Source organism: Janthinobacterium sp. B9-8 (assembly GCF_000969645.2).
Lineage (GTDB): Bacteria > Pseudomonadota > Gammaproteobacteria > Burkholderiales > Chitinibacteraceae > Iodobacter.
Genome location: NZ_CP014222.1, coordinates 4329213 through 4349291, shown reverse-complemented (window position 1 = coordinate 4349291; position 20079 = coordinate 4329213). Strand labels below are relative to the sequence as shown.

Here is a 20079-nt window from a genome sequence, read left to right as displayed (position 1 = left end):
TTATAACGCTGGCTTTTGCAAAGCCGCTGACTTTTCGGACAAAGCTTGTGGCAGTGCAACATAAGCCCAATCAAAAAAAGGGCCGGGATCAGTTTTTCGACCCGGTGCAATCTGACTATGCCCCAGCAAATGTTTAATCGGATAAGCACGGAGCAGAGCCTCAAGCAAGTTGTTTAGCACCGCATATTGAATGACTTCAAATGGGGTAAAATCTGAGCCTTCCAGCTCAATACCAATCGAAAAATCATTACAGCCCTCCCTGCCCTGCCAGCTTGATACCCCAGCATGCCAGGCTCGCTGCGAGCAAGGGACAAACTGCAACAATTCACCATTACGCCGGATTAAAAAATGCGCCGATACGCGCAATTGAGAGAGCGCTGCGTATTCAGAATGTTTATTTATATCCAAGGTATTAGTAAATAAGCGCTCAATATCATCGCCACCAAAGGGCTGGCCCGGAGGTAGATGAATATTATGAATCACCACCATATCAACCGGCGTGCCCTCGCTACGAGCATCCGTATTAGGGCTAGGCACGCTACGTGCCTGCTGGCACCAGCCCTGAGCATCAAATTGCATGATTGAATTCCTAATCAACTCGCCGATCGCTTAAACAAAGCAGCGGCTTTCAAATACATTACTGAATTCCCAAACGATCTAGGCGGTAACGCAGGCTGCGGAAAGTAAGACCAAGTATTTTGGCAGCTTGGGTACGATTAAAACGCGTTTTTTCCAGTGCTTCTAAGATCGCCTGTTTTTCGACCCGATCTAAGTAATCTTGCAAAGGGAATTTATCACCCAAATCATGGCCTTCCTCTGCCTCATGATCGGCGATGCTGAGCTGCAAATCTGCCGCCGTAATTGCATGGCCATCAGCCAAAGCCAGTGCCCGCTCCAGCACGTTTTCCAGCTCACGGACATTGCCGGGAAAATCATAACGCTGCAGTGCAGTCAGCGCATCCGCAGAAAAATCAGGTAGCTTTTGCCCGTTTAATTTAGCCACTCTTGCCAGCACATGGCGCGCAATCACCAGCACATCGCCGCCCATTTCTCTTAAAGCAGGCATCCGCAGCTCGATCACATTAAGACGGTAGTATAAATCCTGCCTAAAGCGCCCCGCTTCCACGCATTGGCTCAGGCTTTGGTGCGTGGCAGAGATAATTCGCACATCCAAGGCTTCCTCTGCGGTTGCGCCTAATTTGCGCACCTTTCGCTCCTGAATCACCCTGAGCAGCTTAACCTGCATCGCCAGCGGCAAATCGGCCACCTCGTCTAAAAACAAGGTGCCGCTATTGGCGGCATGAAAAAACCCATCTCTATCTTCATTTGCGCCGGTAAAAGCCCCTTTTTTGTGGCCGAAAAACTCGCTTTCCATTAAGTTTTCTGGAATAGCACCGCAATTCACAGCCACAAAAGGCTGTTTGGCTCGGCTAGAGCTGGCGTGAATCAGCCTGGCAGCGCGCTCTTTACCCGATCCGGATTCACCAGTCACATACACAGGGGCTTGGCTTTTAGCTAATTTAGCGATCAGCTCCAGGGCATGCTGCATAGCTGCCGATTCGCCCAGCAAAGAACGATCATTTGTCTCTACCATAGGCGCATCATCGAGCGCCAAAGCAGATTTAACCAAGGAGCGCAGCTGATCTAAGGCCACAGGTTTGGCTAAGTAATCAAACGCGCCTGCTTTAAGTGCCGCCACTGCATTATCCGTACTGCCATACGCCGTAATCACGGCCACGGGCACATCAAGGCCGTTGCTTTGAATATGCTGAATAATTTCTATGCCTTCACCATCTGGCATGCGCATATCTGTCAGACAAAGATCATAAGACACCTTATCCAACCGTGTGCACGCGTCTTTCACCCCGTAGGCACAATCGACATCTAGGCCCATTTTCAACAAGGTGAGCTCAAGTAGCTCAGCAAGATCTGGCTCATCGTCCACCACCAGCACACGCTTACAATTTTTATTAAATTTTTTGGCCATAGGTATATCCAAAGACAATACGGAAGCAAGTTCCAAGAGGTGGAGATGCGACGTATTCCAAAACTGCGCCATTTGCTGCGCAAATTTCACGCGCTATATATAAACCCAAACCAGTCCCCTTGGTTTCGGTCGTAAAAAAGGGCTCAAACAATTGCGTTTGCGCGTCGCTTGCCACTGGGGGCCCATCGTTACGCACATCAAGTACCCAGTGCTCGTTTTCAAGCCATACTGTAAAACTCAGACTACCCGCTTTCTTTTCACAATAACGCCAGCCATTGCGCGATAAATTCCACATCACCTGATGTAAATGCCCAGGATCAAACCGAATCTCTGCACCGGCCGGGCACTGAAGCGCCAGCGTTACATGAATTTCTTCTTGCAAGCTGAATTCTTCAATAAATGTTCTTAGCCAATCTGCCAGTTTAACCTGCGTCATTTGTACACGATCCCGGCGATTAAGCTCTAACACATCCTTCACCATACGCTCTAAGCGCTGGCTATTATCATCAATGATGCGGGTTAAACGTCTCATCAAAGCATTGTCTTCTGCCTCTTCCCCTAATAACTGGGCGGCATGGGTAATTGCACTCAAAGGATTTCTGATTTCATGCGCCAAATTAGCGGTTAAACGTCCCAATGCTGCCAATTTTAATTGCTGTGCTTCACGGCGCAATTTATCTAGGTCTTCTAAATAAATCAGCACATTGCCGTGCGAATCATTTGAAAGTGAAATAAACCGCGGCCTTAGCGTTTTGCGCGTCAATGCGGTGGTGATCAAATTAGGATTATCTGTAGGATTAGCCCGCCAGCGAGCCAGTGCCACAGCAATCACTGGCATAGCATGCAGCAACACACCTTCTGGCCGCATCCCCGCTAAACGAATCGCCTGCTCATTGCACTGACGAATCACCCCGCTGGCATCAACCACCAATACCCCATCAGACACATCTTGTAAAATACGTTGATTAAGCTGACCCAAATTGGCCAGATCCACACCGCGCTGCTCGGCCAAAGCCTCGCTGGCCTGTGCAAAGCGTGCCAAGCGATGCGCCAGCCATGCCACCGCAAATGAAGCCACACACAATAGAGCCGGCGGCAAATAATCACTGGCCGAAGCATTGCCCTGCCAGATCTGCCAGGTTTGCTCGCTTAATAAGGCAATACTCGCCATCGCGGCATGAAATAGCGTCATTCGCCCACGGGAAATTAATCCTGCTGCCGCCAGATAAGGCAGCAGCAAAGTGCCAATCCCACTGCGCAAGCCACCAAATAAATGCATCAAGCCCACAATAAACAACACATCCGTGGCAACCTGAAGGCTTAGCTGTATTTCAAAACCGGGCTTACGGTAGCGAATCCCCCAAGCAAAGAACAAAGCCAGTACGGTATCTACCCCCGCCAGAATCAAAAAAGAATGCCAGGTACTGATATCCGAAAGCGGCTTATAAGCCAGCCAAAGCACGCTACAGAAAATGCCGATATTAGAAAGCATGCGAAAAACATTCAGCAGTGCTAAAGAACGCCAGTGCATCTCGGTATGAAAAGCGGAGGAGGTATTGGACATGGGAGCGGGGAGAGATACGCGGGCTTAGGAGTAGATCCTTAGCCCGCGTTGGGTAGCACTAGCCGCCTGTTGGACTTAGGCGATCGTAGAGGAAAGACCGTTTTGAGACAGACTTCATGCGTTTTTGAGGCGGATACTGGCTATTTAACGAAAAAATACGTGAAATATGGCCAAATCCGGCTTTTCTGCAGTAGATCAGTCCTAAGTCCAACAGGCGGCTAGTGGCCTGAAAAACGCATGGCACGAACCACACGCTCAGGTGCTTCTTCAAAGAAACGCGTCAGTTCAAAAAGGGCAGATTCATACACCGTACGCTTGAACTCAATCACCGAATCCAGTGGTGACCAATATTCAGTCCAACGCCACGCATCAAATTCAGGATGCGTAGTGCGGCGCAAGCACACATCAGAATCGTGCCCTGTCAGGCGAAGCAAAAACCAAATTTGCTTCTGCCCTCGGTACGTACCGCGCCATTCGCGGCGAACCCAGTTTGTCGGCACATCGTACTTCAACCAGTCCCTTGTGCGGCCAATGATTTCAACATGCTGAGGGCCTAATCCGACTTCTTCCATCAGCTCGCGATACATCGCCTGTTCGGGTGTTTCACCCTGTTTAATGCCGCCTTGCGGAAACTGCCACGAATGCTCTCGCACTCGTTTACCCCAGAACACCTGGTTTTGCCGGTTGATGATGATGATGCCGACGTTAGGCCGATAGCCATCACGATCGAGCATATCCTTACCTGCGTAAATTGCTTAGTTAACTGATTTTTCCACATCCTACCCTGCTTGGAAACAGGTATTGCGCCCAAACAGCGACTTAATCGCAGAATTTATATAAATAGTTTTCTGTCATTGTGCGGATTCATCCTTGCAAGATCACTCACAAACTCCGGAAACTCAAGCCCCAGCTGGGTTTCAAGTAATTTAGCGCGCTCAGCCAGCTTATCCCACGTCGGATTGTTCTGACCACAGCGAAAAGCAAAAGCAATCACATTTCCCTTCTGCCGCGCAGGCAAACACAGCACTCGGCCCTCAAAAACTTCGCCTAAACGCTCTAAATAGTGATTAAAACGCCGGTCTGCACCCCATAAATTCACCGCCAGCACACCATTACTTGTCAGCCTTTGCTTGCAAGCGTTGAAAAAATCAACCGTGGCTAAGGGTTCGGCAATTCCCGTGGCAGAGTAGGCATCCATCATAATCAGATCGCTTGAATCCTCTGCCATATTGTAGACATAGGCCGCGCCGTCTGTGCATAACACTTCTAAGCGATCATCATCTGGCGGCAGGCAAAACATGGAGCGCGCCACCGAAATCACTTGCGGATGCAGCTCGGCGCAGGTCAGCTTAGTATCGACTAGCTTGTGATGCACCCATTTGGCAATCGATCCGCCACCTAGGCCGATCAAAAGCGCCGTTTTAGGTAGCTCAGTAAATAAAAGATAGCCAAACATACAGCGCGAATAGGAAAGAATCATTTCATTGGGATCAGACACCCGCATCGCGCTTTGCGTATCGTCCGCACCAAAATGTAATTTACGAATACCTTGCGATTCAGACACATCGATCATAATTTCATCGCCACCACGGCGGGGAGTGCGTCTACCTAGCATCATGCTTCTCCACAGGCGGCTTCAACTTGGATCGGCTTGCGGCTGTCCCGACTATCCATAATCGAAATGCGGGCCGGATCGCTAAAGACTTCCTTATCAAATGCCTTATCACCATCATCACGTGGCTGACCGTCGGCCTTGATATTGGCAAAGTCATAGCGTTTAGGATCAGCCAAATGCGAAGGCACTACATTGCATACGGCAGTAAACATCGTTTCTAAGCGACCAGGGAAGCGCTTATCCCAATCGCGCAGCATGTCCGCAATAATTTGCCGCTGTAAATTCGGCTGAGAGCCACATAAATTACAAGGAATAATGGGGAATTCACGCGCCTCAGCATAGCGAACAATATCTTTTTCTTTACAATAAGCCAGCGGGCGAATCACCACATGCTTACCGTTATCCGACACCAGCTTAGGCGGCATGCCTTTTAGCTTGCCACCGTAAAACATATTTAAGAATAGTGTACTGAGAATATCGTCGCGATGATGGCCTAGCGCAATCTTCGTCGCACCAATCTCCTCGGCTACGCGGTACAAAATGCCACGGCGTAAACGGGAACACAGGCTACAGGTGGTTTTGCCTTCTTCGATTACCCGAGTCACGATGCTATAAGTATCTTCCTCGATAATCCGGTAATCAACGCCAATGCCTGCCAAATACGTCGGCAAGACCTCCTCCGGAAAACCCGGCTGCTTCTGATCCAAATTAACCGCAACAATGCTGAAGTTAATCGGCGCAGATTTTTGCAGGCCCAGCAATATATCCAGCATGGTATAGCTGTCTTTACCGCCAGACAGGCACACCATCACCTTATCGCCTTCCTCGATCATATTGAAATGATTGATCGCATCGCCAACATTATGGCGTAAGCGTTTAGCGAGCTTGTTGAAATTGTACTGCTGTTTTTTTTCCGCTTCGGAAAGAGTTGAATCAGTCATACGGGGCACCAATGCAGAGCAGGGCGCATCGCGCCCTGCTGTAGATTCTTGAATTAATGCGGATTTTACCCGATTAGAGCGGATTGCCGTAGATATTGCGGGGATTTTATTTATGAAGAGAGAAATTCATCGCCAAGACGTGCCAGCGGATAGATCTATTTTATAAAGGGGCGGCGATCGCTCTGCCCGCCCCCTTCCCAGCCTTAGTTCGCCAAACTGATTCTGCCCTTGGCGCAGGTCACACTTGTTCGCGGCGTAACAGTAACAGGAGTTGTGCCGGTATTTTTGTATTCAACGATCCAGCCACTGCGATTGCCATCAAATGTGATCGTGCTATAGAGAATCACAGGGGGAGCTGCGGGAATGCTGCTTGGGCCACCACTCACCGCCGCCTCGCCAGCCAGACACGCACTTGCTACAAAACCCTGCTCACCCGGCGCTAGAGTCAAGGTGCGCTCTGCATGCCGCATAATGAGATCGACCCCCATAGGTGGCGGCATCTCGTTACTGCATACCCCCAAGCTTTTCCATGCGCCCCATTCACCTGATTGGGCTGGGTTTTCATTCAAGGTAGACCACTTCGCCTCATAAAGTGCCCCAGCCTGAGTCACCTTATTTCCCAATACATACGTAGCACTATTACCCCATACCGCCACTCCAGCACACGATGCTGCATGTGCACTATTTGAACCCAAACCAATGACTAATGCGGCAAATACGCCGCCACTTAGACCTAAAAATGCATGTTTCATTAAAAAGCTCCATCTTCATTTTTGTGTAAAGAATATTGCGAAAACAATATTCAAGAGCTGGCCCAGCCATAAAAAGCGACAAAACCAGAAGTGCTGCTCACCCTTTTGAGCGGGCAAAGTCAGTACTCACAAAAACTATATCATGCCAATGTCATTTATATAAATTGACACCTATATGTAATGAAATGTGATGGATATACGCAATAAGCCAAGTTTTGTATTAACAAAACTTGGCTTATTTTCAATACATATTGAGTTTTTCAAACACTTAGGCTCTACAACACCACGCTTCTCCCCCCATCCACCGGCAAGATCACCCCGGTTAAATAAGGCGCTTCTAGCAAGAAGTGGATAGCTTGAGCGAGGTCTTCGGGGCTGCCGTTACGAGCGAGAGGAATGGTATCGATAATGCGTTCACGCTCGGCATCATCAAACACAGATTCGCCTTCTGGCCAGATATTTGCGCCGGGGGCGACGGCGTTAACGCGTACTTCCGGGGCCAGATCTCTGGCAAGAGATTTGGTCATCGCCACAAGGCCCGCTTTGGCAATAGTATAAATAGTGTGATTTTTATAGGGGCGATCCGCGTGGATATCGGCGATAGAGATAATCGCTCCGCCCGTTTTTTTAAGCTCCGCAGCAGCAGCTTGGGCTAAAAACAACGGGGCTTTTAAATTGGAGCCAAGTAAATCCAGCCAGGCCATTTCGCTAAATTCGCCAATCGGAGTCGGAAAAAACGACGAAGCATTGTTCACCACCGCGTCCAGCCGACCAAAAGCAGCAATTGCAGCAGCGACCAGTTCGGGCAAGCGAGCGGTATCGAGCAAATCTAATTGCGCCAGCACCACAGAAGCAGGGCGGATGGCGTTTAGCTCATCAGCCAGCTGCTGTGCGGCAAAAGCGGAAGATCGATAGTGCAGCAGCACCCGCCAGCCACGGGCGTGTAAATATCGCGCCAAACCTGCACCGACTCTTTTCGCCCCGCCAGTAATCAAGACTACTTGCATACCTTCTCCTTGCTTCATACCCAACTCACCACTCCAACGGTGCTCAATACCACATTGTGCAGCCTACCGCCCCATGCCCTATTTCCCACTCCAACGGCATTCAATACCACTTTGTGCTGCATATTCTTCCCTCGCCCCATACAATATTGTTTTTATGCCCGCGATTTTCCCGCCCCGATGACTAATCCGCAACTCCCCACTCCATCTGACGAGGCGCTGCAAGCCAGCCAAGCCTTAATCTTACATATTCGCCAACAGATTAAAGAATCGGGAGGCTGGATTTCTTTTGCCGACTATATGCGTTTGGCCTTGTATACGCCGGGCCTTGGCTATTACAGCGGCGGTGCGGCCAAATTTGGTGGTGCGGGCGATTTTGTGACCGCCCCGGAAATATCCCCACTCTTTGGTACCTGCATCGCCAATACGCTGGCCCATGCATTGCAAGAATGCGGTGGTGATGTCTTAGAAATTGGCGCAGGCACTGGGCAGCTTGCCGCACAAATCTTACTAGAGTTAGAGCGCCTTGATGCCCTGCCCAGTGAATACTTTATTTTGGAGCTATCAGGAGAATTACGCGAGCGCCAGCGCAAAACGCTGCAAACCCTTGTACCACACCTGGCACACAAGACCCGCTGGCTGGATGAGCTACCTAAGCAATTTGTAGGCGTCATGGTTGGCAATGAAGTGCTCGACGCCATGCCCTGCGAGCTAGTGCGCTTTGATGGCTATAACTGGCTGCAATGTGGCGTGGTTGAAAATGGCAGCGATCTGGCTTTTGAACACCGCAGCATCGAAGACCTGCGGCTAGAAGTCGCTTGCGAGCCCTTTCCTCATATCCCGCAATACACCACCGAAATTCAGCTGGAAGCTCAGGGCTTTATTAATGCACTGGCTGCCAGCCTGCAATTTGGCATGATTTTACTGATTGATTACGGCTTCCCAGCCTCCGAGTTTTATCACCCGGAGCGCAGCATGGGCACGCTGATGGGCCATTATCGCCATCACAGCATTCACGATCCTTTCTTTTTGCCCGGCCTGACGGATATCACCTGTCACATTGATTTTTCGGCTATCTATAATGCTGCCGATCAAGCGGGGCTGAGCCTTGAAAGCTACACCTCGCAAGCTAGCTACCTGATCGACGCAGGCATTTTGGACCGTGCGGCACAAATGGAAGTCGGCAGCGTGGAATACCTAAGAATGTCGACCGCCCTGCAAAAACTCACCAGCAATGCCGAAATGGGCGAGCTTTTTAAAGTCATCGCATTCTCCAAAGAGCTGCAAGGCAAAACCGCACCGGGCCTAGGCGGCCGTGATCGCTCGGGCGAGCTTTAAGTAAAATTTGCCCCTATATTAAGGAGACGCAACAACGGAGCGCCCCTCATGAAAGGTATTATTTTTACTGAGTTTCTAGAGCTTGTTGAGCAAACCTGGGGCGATGCAATGGCAGATCAGTTGCTGGATGAAACTGATTTGCCATCCGGCGGCATTTATACGGCGGTGGGCACTTATCAGCACAGCGAAATCATCAGCCTGGTCAACGCGCTTAGTGAGAAATCCCAATTACCGGTCGCTAAGCTCTTACAGATTTTTGGCGAGCATCTGTTTGGTCGTTTTGTAGCGCTCTACCCCTCGTTTTTTATCGATGCACAAGACCCTTTAGATTTTTTACAAGGCATAGAGCAAATTATTCATGCCGAAGTGCTGAAGCTTTATCCCGATGCGGAGCTACCCCACTTTAGCGCCGAACGCTTAAGCCCAAACGCCCTCACTCTCAAATACAATTCACCACGAAAAATGGGCGACTTTGCCCAAGGCCTGCTCACAGGCTGTATCCGCTATTTTGGCCAGCCCATTACTTTAGACACAGAAAATCACGCTGATTACGATCTTTTTAAATTAAGCCGCCATGGATGAGCAAGAACTTCAGCGGCTACAAAAACGCAACCAAAGAGAAAGATTGGCCCGCAAAGAGGCCGAAGCGCTGCTCGAAGCCAAAAGCCTAGATCTCTACACTGCCAACCAAGCCTTGCAACGACTAGCCGATCAGCTGGAAGCACGGGTTGCACAAAGAACAGAGCAGCTTGAAGCCGCCCTTGAGGCCAGCCAGGCCGCCACGCGGGCGAAAAGTAGCTTTTTAGCCATCATGGGCCACGAAATTCGCACGCCGCTTAATGGCATTTTGGGCATTGCTCAATTATTGGAACACAGCCCGCTTAACGAAGACCAGACCAGTATGCTGGCCACACTCACCCGCTGCGGCGATTCCCTTTTAACACTCATTAACGAGATTCTGGATTACTCCAAGCTAGAAGCCAGCCAAATGACGCTGGAATCCACCCCAGTTAACCTGCCAGAATTACTGCACGATATCGTAAAGCTCTACCACCCTATCGCCAGCAAAAAACAACTATCACTCACATTAGAAATCAACAGCAATGTAGAGCAGTGGATTAAAAGCGACCCGCTGCGCCTGAGGCAGATATTACAAAACCTCTTAGGCAACGCGATAAAATTTACCACCCACGGCTACGTTTCCATCCATGCAGAGCAATCGCAAAAAATGCTAACGCTTAGAATTAGTGATAGCGGCATAGGCATCAAACAAGAACAGCTCACCACATTATTTAAACCCTTTTCACAGGCAGATAGCTCAATCACCCGCCAGTACGGAGGCACCGGCCTAGGGCTGGCCATAGTCTCGCGCATCATCGAGCTGATGGGGGGCGATATCCAGCTAACAAGCGAATACGGATCCGGTAGCGTTTTTTTAATCCATTTACCGCTGCAAAGCAGCGATCGCACTCTAGCAATTCAACCAGGCAAAACCGCCCCCACCCAGCTGCCTCCCGATTTACATGTGCTCATCGCAGAAGACAACGCCGTCAACCAATTTGTAGCCCAGCGCTGCATTGAGCAAGCCGGTGCACGTGCCACCGTGGTAGACAACGGCGAAGCTGCACTGCAAATGCTAAAAATTATTCATTTCCCAGTTGTATTAATGGATTTATCCATGCCCGTTCTGGACGGACTAAGCGCCTGCCGGGCCATACGCGCCCAACCAGAATGCTACGGCCAGCCATGGATTATTGCCCTCACCGCAAATTCTCTCAACGATGATCGCTCTGCCTGCCTTGAAGCAGGCATGGATGATTTCATTGCAAAACCATTTAATTTTGAACAAATTCAAGCCGCTATCAGCAGAGCCATCACCTCACCGCAAAGTACAAAAAAATAAAATAACAAAATATCGCCAAATTCTCATAAAGGGTGTTGACAGCTAAAATAAAAGAAACCATAATGCGTCCCTCTTTAAGGCTATGTAGCTCAGTTGGTTAGAGCACAGCACTCATAATGCTGGGGTCGCAGGTTCGAGTCCCGCCATAGCCACCAAGAATACGTTTCATGCTGTATCATACAGCCCCAAAACCCGCATAAAGCCTAGCTTTAGCGGGTTTTTTGTTGCCTATTCCATGCCATACAGTGTCACTACGTCCCATTGTTTTAGGTATATGTTTAGGTATATGGTTTGGCATATACCCATCACCTCTCTGGAACGTACACTAATGGCTCGCCAAACAAAGCCCCTGAGTAGTACCGAGTGCAATAACGCCAAAACTGGGGAGAAAGACTATCCTAAGTTTGATGGCGGGGGCTTATATCTACTAATTAAAAAAAACGGCAGCAAAATATGGCGGCTCAAATATACAAAGCCAAGTGGGAAAGCTGGCTTGCTATCCTTTGGCGCTTATCCTGTCGTTGGTCTGGCCGATGCCCGCACCATGAGAGAAGAAATCAAGACATTGCTTGCACAAGGTATTGACCCTCAGGAGCACAAGCAGCAACAAAGCACGGTCGCTATACTCACCGCCGTCAACTCATTTAAGTCAGTAGCTCTGGAGTGGCACGCAAAAGAGCTGGCCTCAAGCAACTGGTCTGAAGATCACGCAGCCCGAGTCATGCAGCGTATGAATGCAGATTTATTCCCTAGTATTGGCAAGCGCCCGATTACATCACTAAAAACCCGAGACTTACTCGTCCCACTGCAATTAGCAGTAGCACGCGGAGTATTAGACCTTGCCAAGCGACTCCGCCAATACATGACAGCAATCATGCGGTACGCCGTGCAAACAGGCCGTATTGATTCAAATCCAGCTATAGATCTACAAGGCGCTGTTGCCACCCGCAAAACCCAGCACTATCCCGCCCTACCTTTACCCAGATTATCTGAACTAGTGCAGCACATACATAACTACAAAGGCTCACTCATAACCAGATACGCAACCCGCTTTGCATTACTCACAGGAGCAAGATCATCTGAGTTTCGTTTCTCACACTGGGCAGAGTTTGATCTAAGCACCGGCGTTTGGACAATTCCCGAAGAACGTGAGGCAGTAGTTGGCGTAAAGTTTTCTCAGCGGGGCGAAAAAATGAGCCGTGAGCGTATTATTTACCTCTCACGGCAAACGGTAGAACTACTGGAGTTGCTCCGAGCCATTAATGGTCAAAGTCTGTTTGTCTTTCAAGGACAAAAACACGGCACTCCGATCAGCGAGAACACAGTCAATCTCACATTACGCAAGCTTGGTTACGATACCGAACGGGATGTTTGTCTGCATGGATTCCGAACCATGATGGTATCCAGCCTCAATGAATCTGCGCAATTCACTTCTGATGCTATAGAGCGCCATATTGGTCACAAAGGCAGCAACGAGATACGTGGTATTTACAATCGAAACGCCCAATACCTAGCAGAGCGCCAACGTATGCTGCAATGGTGGGCCGATTATATAGACGAATTAAAGACCGGGGATTACATCACCCCAGAGGGCTTTACCAACGAACACAGCGGTAAGGTCATAAAACTAAAAGTCGCTTAAAAGAGCTTGCCGTGCCTAGTCCGACGGGATGAAAACGGGGTCCCTTGCCCGCTGGTATGGCAATCAATACAAGGGGTTGTGCCTATAGGGGGCGGAATGAATTTAATTTCAACAAGAAAACCCACTGGCAAAGATATCGTAGATCTTCTTCTGTTATGTGCCCCAAAGGATTGCTTAGATGAGCTGGAAATTACAAAAGAGAATCACAGAGATGCAGCCATTGATTTTGATAGCCTAGGTACTTTTCATTTTGCCGAAATGTTCGCTTTATCTTTGTTTTACGCCAGTAAATCCGCAGTTAATAAAAAAAAATCTTATCCCTTAATCCAGTCACTTCAAATCAGCCCTGATGCATTGTTTTTGTTAGCAGAGGTAATCCGCTCAGAGGAATTTGACGAAGTAAGGGCACTTTATAAAGAAATTCAAAACAATATAAATGCAAAAGGCGGGCTAAAAAAAGCAAAAAACTCGCCCGTTGCAAGCGCTAAAAAATTCGTTAATTCCTGCTGGGATGACTGGATAAAACAACCCTCGATGTTCAAGAGTAAGGCTGAGTTTGCAAGATGCATGATTGATAAATTCCCAGAGATCTTGACCAGCCAAAAAGTTATTGAAGATTGGTGCCGCCAATGGGGTAAAAAAGCGAAGTTACAGCCTTAATTGTGGGAGAAATAAAATAGGTAGCCTACTAGTAGACTTCCACGTCTACTAGTAGGGAGGTTTTTTTGTTTTGATTGTTGTTCCAATATGGCCGCTTCAAACCAGTAAGAAGCACAGCATGTCACAGCGTATCAACTCTCAAATTTCTCAATCCACCTATGGCACATTGCCAGCAAGTGGCTTTGTTCGGCAACCTTCTGTACTCGCTTGTGTACCTTTCTCTGCGACTACTCTGTGGCGAAGATGCAAGGCGGGGTCTTTCCCAAGCCCGATTAAGCTATCTGAACGCGTGACTGCTTGGCGTGCAGAAGATGTACGGCAATGGCTGGCTGCACAAGGGGCGCAGGCATGAGCGCCTTAATTACGACCACTCCAACCATGAACAGCATTGAGCTAGTATCGTTTATCAACGCCAGCCGCAACGAGGGTGAGGCTGAATTACGACACGATAGCTTTATGGACAAAGTACCGAAGGTGCTGGGGGAATTATTAGCTCCAAAATTCATTGGAGCTAATAAATACATTAATGGCAAAGGTGGAGAGCAAGAACAAAAGGTCTATTACTTCCCTAAACGTGAAGCCTGCTTAATGGCAATGAGCTACAGCTATGCATTGCAGGCGAAAGTATTTGACCGTATGACTGAGCTGGAATTACAGCAACCCCCTGCGTTACCGTGTAACTATATTGGGGCACTGGCAGCCTTGCTTGAATCAGAGCGAGAGAAAGCGACCGCTTTGCTATTAGTAAATCAGGCCGTTGCCACCAAGGCGGAGATTGGCACGCGGCGAGAAGCGACTGCAATGAACACGGCCAGCCAAGCGGTAAAGCGTGCAAACCAGTTAGGGATCGAACTAGATCAATCCAAAAAATACGCCACCGTCAAACGCATGGTGTTGCTACATCACGGGCAATCTTTTAACTGGCGCTTGCTAAAAGCTACGGCTATCAAGCTGGAAATACCTCCGATTGATGTATTCGACGCAAACTATGGAACGGTGAAGGCGTATCACGCCAATGTATGGCGGAAATGTTACGCACTTTCTATTGAGCAGGTAGCCGCATGAGCGATACCTTAAAGCTTGACCCGTGCCACACACAGCGATATATTGGCCTTGCTGCATTCAATCATGCAGACGAGATTGGCGTCTCGAATGAAATAGCGGACAAACCGCTACCTAGCGGCTTTTTTACGTCCGTTCACACTACAGTTGCACCTTCAATGGTGGGGCGTGGTGGGGGCTACCTCGGTAGCGTCGGTTTACTATTTCGCCGATACGCCAACTCTGCCACGTTCCTACCTCCTTCGATTGGCGTCGAAAGGTGGGAATTGAACTCCCTTGAAATAGGTGCATCCACCATGCCAAAGCTCTGCCGCGTCTTACTTTCCCATGTTTCATTTTCGATTGTTGTGCTTACTATTTATAGCCAAGCATCGCTTGCTGTTATCGCTTTGGCCCTCATTACCCTTGGATTAATTCAAGTTATTGGAGGCACTCAGAATGACAACTAAACCATTCTTTGTTTCTCTGCCTGCCACAACGCAAGACGATAGCCTTGATATAAAGGGCATATCCAATATTGCCCCCTCTTCAATGCGCGACTTTAGCTCCACCCCCTTCCTAAAATAAGCAGGGCCATTTCATGAAAAACTCATTCAATGAGTCAGGGCACTGCTACGCCCAAAATAAGCGATCACTAAGCCAAGATGTGAAGCAGACGGCCAATGGGAATTGGCCTTCCATTCTCACCCACATGGGCATTGATCCAAGGCTGCTAGATGGTCGCAACCATGCTTGCCCCGCTTGTGGGGGCGTGGATCGTTTCCAGTTTACGTTACGCGGTAACGGTGCAGATTATGGCCGCTTTGCCTGCCGTGGCATGGATAAGCAAGGCGGCGATGGCTTTACGCTGGTGATGCACCTGTACGGTCTAAGTTTTCCCGATGCAGTGAGGGCCGTGGCTAAAGTACTGGGGGTAAGCGAGGACGGGCCAAGCTTGGCTTCTCCTCCTTTACCCGTATTGCCACCGGCCAGCCCGCTTATCGACAACACCGCCAAGGTGCAAAAGCTTTGGAATAGCGCACAACACGTTAGAGCCTGCAATGCGGCGGGCAAATACCTTATTTCCCGTGATTTAGTTGCCGACTATTGGCCTAGTCATAGTGTGCTGCGCTTCGCCAAGACTTTGGACTATTGGCACAGCAACGATAGAACCAAGTACATCAAGCTCGGCGTATTCCCTGTCTTATTGGTGCATATCCAAAAGCCCGATGGATCACTCGCTGGCGTGCATCGTATCTACCTCAGCCAAGCAGGTCACAAGGCCGATATAGCCGCGATTAATGGTGTAACCCCACCATGCAAAAAGCTGCAATCAGTCCACGACGGGGCCATCAGCGGCGCGGCTTGTCGCTTATTCCCCATTGGTGCCGATGGCCGCCTCGCATTGGCCGAAGGCATAGAAACCGCCCTCGCCGTGCATCGTATGACGGGCTTGCCGGTATGGGCTTGCATCTCTGCCGGAGGGCTTAAAAAAGTGGTGCTACCCGATCAGGTCCGTGAAGTGCTGATTTACGGGGACGACGATCCCCCCGATAGCAATGGCCGCAATGCGGGCAAAGAAGCCGCACTAACCCTCGCTGAACGAATGATTAAAGAGGGCCGCAAGGTCAAGCTGATGTTGCCTCCCGCAGCGGGCATGGACTGGCTAGACGTACTGAATGATGAATTGAACAAGGGAAAAGCATAATGAATAAGCAAAACGAACAACAAGCACAGCACTTTGTAGCAGCAACCTTTGAGCTATTAGCAAAGTCAGGCGGTTCGCTTAATTACTCAACCACGGCGCAAGTGGCAGAGGGCTTATTAGGGCAATACTTTGATGCTTTTTCAGAAGATGATCGTTACAAAATGGCCGCAGTGGTTACCGCGCTTTACTTAAGCACGGAAACAAACACGGGCCGATTGGAACCAATGACAAGAAATGAATTGCAGGCCGCAAGTAAGGTCATAGGTAAAGGGGCCAAACATGAAAAATGAATCTAAATTAATTGAAATTGCTAGCCCCGATAACATCGACTATTTCACGCCAAAATCTAAGGCTGAAACCATGGGCGAAGTGGCCTCCTATTACGATTCAATCGCTGGTGATTTGGTCTACATCGGCGTAAAGGTTGATAAAGACAATGGCAAACAGCACGTGCCACCTCTACGTCTGTGCAAAGACGTAGAAGTCATCGGGCAAGGGATTGATGATTACGGAGATCACTCCCGCTTGCTAAGCTGGTATGACTCGCTCACCCAACAAAAACAAACGCTTGCACTACCCGCAGCAGCCATTGGCGAGCGTGAGGGCTGGGGACTACTGAATAGTAAAGGGCTGGCGGTAGCTTCTGGGCGCATGGCCCGTGAAATGCTGGCAGACTATCTACAGCGAGAAGGAAGTAAGGCCCATTATGTGATTGCCAATCAATCAGGCTGGAAATGTGACGCGTTTGTCTTGCCAACAGGGGAAGTGATCGGCACACCTAAAAGTAAGATTTTTTATCCTGCGTCGGCAACCCACCGCCCTGCCTTTGCCCAGCGAGGCACATCCGCAGATTGGCGTAATAACGTGGGCGTGCTGGCTCAAAACAATCCGCTCCCCATGACTGCCGTAGCGTGCTCGCTGGCCGGTGCAGTGTTAGAGCTGATCGGAGCGCGTGATGGTATTGGTTTGCATCTCCATACAGAAACATCCAGCGGCAAGAGTACATGCGCTGATGTGGCAGCCTCCATTTGGGGCAACCCATCCAAGCTGATGCAGAGCTGGGATGGTACAGGGGTAGGCCTGACTAATTCGGCTGAATTTGCTAATAGCATGATGCTCTATCTAGATGAAATTGGGGCGGGTGATGCTCGCAAGATGGGCAGCATCATTTACACCATGCTCAATGGCGTTTCTCGTACACAAGGTCGCAAAGAAGGCGGGAATCGAGCAAAGCGTACATGGTTGATGACACTCATCTCTACCGGCGAAATACCTATGGCTCAATTTCTCAATGAAGGCGGGCAGGCGGTAAGGGGCGGACAAGAAATTCGAATGCTGGATATACCGGCAGACGGGGGCAAATACCGCTCTTTTGACTGTATTCACCAATATAAAGACGGCGGTACATTTTCTATCGCGGTAACAGATGCAGCACGGAGCCACTACGGGAGCGTAGGGCGCGACTTTGTGGCATGGTTAATCGCCAACAAGAGCAGTGCAGGCGGCCATGTAAAGGCTTGCCAAGACCGAATGCTGGCAGAGCTACCAGACCATGCAGCAGCGCCGGTTAAACGCGCCACGCGCAAATGGGGCATTCTAGCCGCCTCTCTAGTTATGGCGGGGGAGGCAAAGCTCACTGGCTGGGAGGCAGAAGAATCCTATCAAGCTGTACGCACCATCTGGCAAAGGTGGCTTGCCGATTTTGGACTATCAAGCCGCGATGATGAGCGGCTGATTGAACAGGTTGAAAACTTCCTAGAATCGCATCAGCTAAGCCGATTTGCCCTACTTCCCCTAAGTGGTAACGAAACAGGCATTCATAACTTAGCTGGCTATCGTCGAATTATGGTCGATGGCATAACAGAGTTTTACTTAAACAGTGCAGGGTTTAAAGAAGCGACACAGGGCTATGAAATCAAGAAGGCACGCGAGGTATTACATCGTGTTGGAATCCTGAATAGACCCGATGGACGCAACCAGTGGACAACAACCATCGGAAGCGGTTTAGGCACGGTATACAAAATGACGCTTAGACCGTGCCAAGGGTGAGTAAGCACAAACAGGATGACCCTATAAATTATCTAAATGCGGGAAAAGCACAACAAACACAACAAACACAACAAACTGCCTGTTTTTACCTTCTCTAACCCGCATTAATACTGGGCTTCTTAGTTTGTTGTTGAGTTTGTTGTCCGTGCTGATTTTGTTGTCGTGCAAATATTGCTAGTTGGTTGTTTATTGTCAGACAACAAGTGGGAATTATTATTAATTTATCCACCCGTTCTTATCGGAAGTCGCCACCTTAACTTACGTTTTTATCCAGAGGACTTGAGTGGCAGTACCCACCCCGTTGCCGACGCTGGTTCGTCGACAACATGAGTGGCGGGTTTCGAAAGTAAAGCTGCCGCTCCGTTAGCTATGCTCAGCTTCAGCTCCGCGGCCTTAGCAGTCATTCGCGCTAACAGATCGAAACTACGGGGATGGATGGTAGAGCTGCAGCTCTTCTATTTCTGCTTGGCACACCCTAGGGGGAGCTGGTCACTTTCACTCAACAACCGGGTCAAAATTGCGCTGCACCGACAGCTTTAGATCAGTTAGTCGGCTTGATCTTGCAAGCCAATGTAAACTTCGCCTACATGTAAGAGGAGTTGGAACGTGAGCGACGAGATTCTGAATAAGCTGCGCTACCGCAGCGAGAGCGATGACCTTGATTTCAAGCAGGCGCAGTACCACTTCATTGGTGGTAACGACACAACAAAGTCGGAGGTGCTTAAGGACATTCTTGCTATGGCGAACGCTTGGCGTGAAGGGACTGGCTACATCGTACTCGGTTTTAAAGACCAGAGACCGCATCCGGCGGAGGTCACTGGCATAACCGAGCAGATCGACGATGCCCAACTCCAGCAGTTCGTGAATAGCAAGGTCAAACCGAAGCTGACGTTTCGCTATGAAGAACATCTTTATGAGGGCAAAACGGTTGGACTCATCTCGGTTCCGAAGCAAAAGCGTCCATTTTACATTGGCAATGCCTATGGCAAGCTGAAAAGCAATGTGGTCTATGTTAGACGCGGCAGCAGCACAGATGAGGCGGAACCGACCGAGGTAATCGCTATGGCGTCAGATGACGCCAGCCATGTTGAGATTAAAGTGGACCTATTGGTGCAGACGCCGGACAACGCGGATCTCCCTGATATGTTTGCGCACGACTATCTGCATTTGACAGAATTGTTCCCTGACTACGAGAAGCCTCGCACCAGAAGTAGTTCGTTTGACATTGGTATATCATCAATTATGCACGACAACCGCAGCTTTTTGCGCGAAATGGGCGAGTACATTCGCATCAGTCGCGCCTTGATTCTCGTGCAGTTCGTGCTGCGCAACCACTCGCAGACGCAACTGACGAATGTGAAGCTTGAGATCATGGTGGATCCGCTCGATAGCCAAGAGGTGGAGATGCAAGAAGGCGATAAACTTCCCAAGAAACCTCGTAGCCAGTGGAGTCCCCTACATCAGGAATTCCAGAGTACTCTGCTCCAGCGAGAATCTATGTTGCAGGTCGACGACTCCGGCATCATGCCTCTCTGTAGCGTTCGGTTTGGGGCGCTTCTACCTGGCGAACAGGGCCGCTCGACTGATTCGCTTGCGCTGATTCCACGCGGTCCGGGGAAGGTGCGCCTTCGCTTCCGTATCCTTGCAGCAGAACTTACAGCGCCAATCGAAAGTGAACGTGTTCTAGAAACGGCGGGCGAGATTTTGAGTGTTGACTTTGATGGCTTCCAGAAGTTCATGAAAGCGCAAACGCGCCCAGAACTAGCTAGTTGACGCAACCTAAAGACGTAGAATTGTTTGAGTAATTGACCTTTTTGGTCGGAAAGCAGGCAGCTCAACCCCTTCAGTTGAGGTCCGAAATCATTGAGCCACAAC

Annotated in this window: 20 protein-coding genes and 1 tRNA gene; 13 read left to right on the top strand and 8 right to left on the bottom strand. The window is 49.5% G+C overall.

Going from position 1 to position 20079, the window contains the following annotated elements:
• The 8 genes from ampD to VN23_RS19545 all read right to left on the bottom strand — a co-directional run bounded on the left by ampD (position 1) and on the right by VN23_RS19545 (position 7866).
• Positions 1-579, bottom strand: a complete 579-nt coding sequence (gene ampD, locus VN23_RS19580; RefSeq protein WP_046351964.1) for a 1,6-anhydro-N-acetylmuramyl-L-alanine amidase AmpD — start codon at positions 577-579, stop codon at positions 1-3.
• Between the two features lie 58 nt (positions 580-637).
• Entirely contained in the window at positions 638-1987 is a 1350-nt protein-coding gene (locus VN23_RS19575) for a sigma-54-dependent transcriptional regulator (protein WP_046351963.1), read from the bottom strand.
• Complete coding sequence (locus VN23_RS19570) at positions 1971-3551, bottom strand: sensor histidine kinase (protein WP_046351962.1); 1581 nt, start codon at positions 3549-3551, stop codon at positions 1971-1973. The genes VN23_RS19575 and VN23_RS19570 overlap by 17 nt, the downstream gene beginning before the upstream one ends.
• Before the next feature lie 218 nt (positions 3552-3769).
• On the bottom strand, positions 3770-4285 hold the full coding sequence (locus VN23_RS19565) for an RNA pyrophosphohydrolase (protein ID WP_046351961.1): 516 nt from the start codon (positions 4283-4285) through the stop codon (positions 3770-3772).
• 98 nt (positions 4286-4383) lie between these two features.
• Positions 4384-5169, bottom strand: a complete 786-nt coding sequence (locus VN23_RS19560; protein WP_082752859.1) for a fused MFS/spermidine synthase — start codon at positions 5167-5169, stop codon at positions 4384-4386.
• Entirely contained in the window at positions 5166-6107 is a 942-nt protein-coding gene (gene ttcA / locus VN23_RS19555; protein WP_046351959.1) for a tRNA 2-thiocytidine(32) synthetase TtcA, read from the bottom strand. Before ttcA ends, VN23_RS19560 begins: the two co-directional genes overlap by 4 nt.
• A gap of 203 nt (positions 6108-6310) precedes the next feature.
• Entirely contained in the window at positions 6311-6859 is a 549-nt protein-coding gene (locus VN23_RS19550) for a hypothetical protein (RefSeq protein ID WP_046351958.1), read from the bottom strand.
• Positions 6860-7134: 275 nt separating this feature from the next.
• Positions 7135-7866, bottom strand: coding sequence for a pteridine reductase (locus tag VN23_RS19545; protein WP_156455228.1), 732 nt, complete (start codon positions 7864-7866; stop codon positions 7135-7137).
• Positions 7867-8043: 177 nt separating this feature from the next.
• Between VN23_RS19545 and VN23_RS19540 the strand changes: the two genes are divergently transcribed.
• The 13 genes from VN23_RS19540 (at position 8044) to VN23_RS19485 (ending at position 19977) form a co-directional block, all read left to right on the top strand.
• Positions 8044-9201 (top strand): class I SAM-dependent methyltransferase, encoded by a 1158-nt coding sequence (locus tag VN23_RS19540; RefSeq protein WP_046351956.1) that lies wholly within the window; start codon positions 8044-8046, stop codon positions 9199-9201.
• A 48-nt stretch (positions 9202-9249) separates the two neighbouring features.
• Positions 9250-9783, top strand: a complete 534-nt coding sequence (locus tag VN23_RS19535) for a heme NO-binding domain-containing protein (protein ID WP_046351955.1) — start codon at positions 9250-9252, stop codon at positions 9781-9783.
• Entirely contained in the window at positions 9776-11104 is a 1329-nt protein-coding gene (locus VN23_RS19530; protein ID WP_052746588.1) for an ATP-binding protein, read from the top strand. The genes VN23_RS19535 and VN23_RS19530 overlap by 8 nt, the downstream gene beginning before the upstream one ends.
• 78 nt (positions 11105-11182) lie before the next feature.
• A tRNA-Met gene (locus VN23_RS19525) sits at positions 11183-11259 on the top strand.
• A gap of 173 nt (positions 11260-11432) precedes the next feature.
• Positions 11433-12746 (top strand): tyrosine-type recombinase/integrase, encoded by a 1314-nt coding sequence (locus tag VN23_RS19520; RefSeq protein ID WP_046351954.1) that lies wholly within the window; start codon positions 11433-11435, stop codon positions 12744-12746.
• A 96-nt stretch (positions 12747-12842) separates the two neighbouring features.
• Positions 12843-13406: a hypothetical protein gene (locus tag VN23_RS19515; RefSeq protein WP_046351953.1), complete on the top strand. Its 564-nt coding sequence runs from the start codon at positions 12843-12845 to the stop codon at positions 13404-13406.
• A 118-nt stretch (positions 13407-13524) separates the two neighbouring features.
• The gene (locus VN23_RS21620; protein WP_082752857.1) at positions 13525-13758 is read left to right on the top strand and encodes a helix-turn-helix transcriptional regulator; all 234 of its coding nucleotides are present in this window, start codon (positions 13525-13527) and stop codon (positions 13756-13758) included.
• The gene (locus tag VN23_RS19510) at positions 13755-14471 is read left to right on the top strand and encodes a hypothetical protein (protein WP_046351952.1); all 717 of its coding nucleotides are present in this window, start codon (positions 13755-13757) and stop codon (positions 14469-14471) included. Before VN23_RS21620 ends, VN23_RS19510 begins: the two co-directional genes overlap by 4 nt.
• Positions 14468-14917, top strand: a complete 450-nt coding sequence (locus VN23_RS19505) for a hypothetical protein (protein WP_046351951.1) — start codon at positions 14468-14470, stop codon at positions 14915-14917. The genes VN23_RS19510 and VN23_RS19505 overlap by 4 nt, the downstream gene beginning before the upstream one ends.
• 131 nt (positions 14918-15048) lie before the next feature.
• The gene (locus tag VN23_RS19500) at positions 15049-16155 is read left to right on the top strand and encodes a toprim domain-containing protein (protein ID WP_046351950.1); all 1107 of its coding nucleotides are present in this window, start codon (positions 15049-15051) and stop codon (positions 16153-16155) included.
• Complete coding sequence (locus VN23_RS19495; RefSeq protein WP_046351949.1) at positions 16155-16445, top strand: hypothetical protein; 291 nt, start codon at positions 16155-16157, stop codon at positions 16443-16445. The genes VN23_RS19500 and VN23_RS19495 overlap by 1 nt, the downstream gene beginning before the upstream one ends.
• Positions 16435-18204, top strand: coding sequence for a DUF927 domain-containing protein (locus VN23_RS19490; protein ID WP_046351948.1), 1770 nt, complete (start codon positions 16435-16437; stop codon positions 18202-18204). Before VN23_RS19495 ends, VN23_RS19490 begins: the two co-directional genes overlap by 11 nt.
• 606 nt (positions 18205-18810) lie before the next feature.
• Positions 18811-19977: an AlbA family DNA-binding domain-containing protein gene (locus tag VN23_RS19485; RefSeq protein WP_046351947.1), complete on the top strand. Its 1167-nt coding sequence runs from the start codon at positions 18811-18813 to the stop codon at positions 19975-19977.
• The last annotated feature ends 102 nt before the right edge of the window (positions 19978-20079 follow it).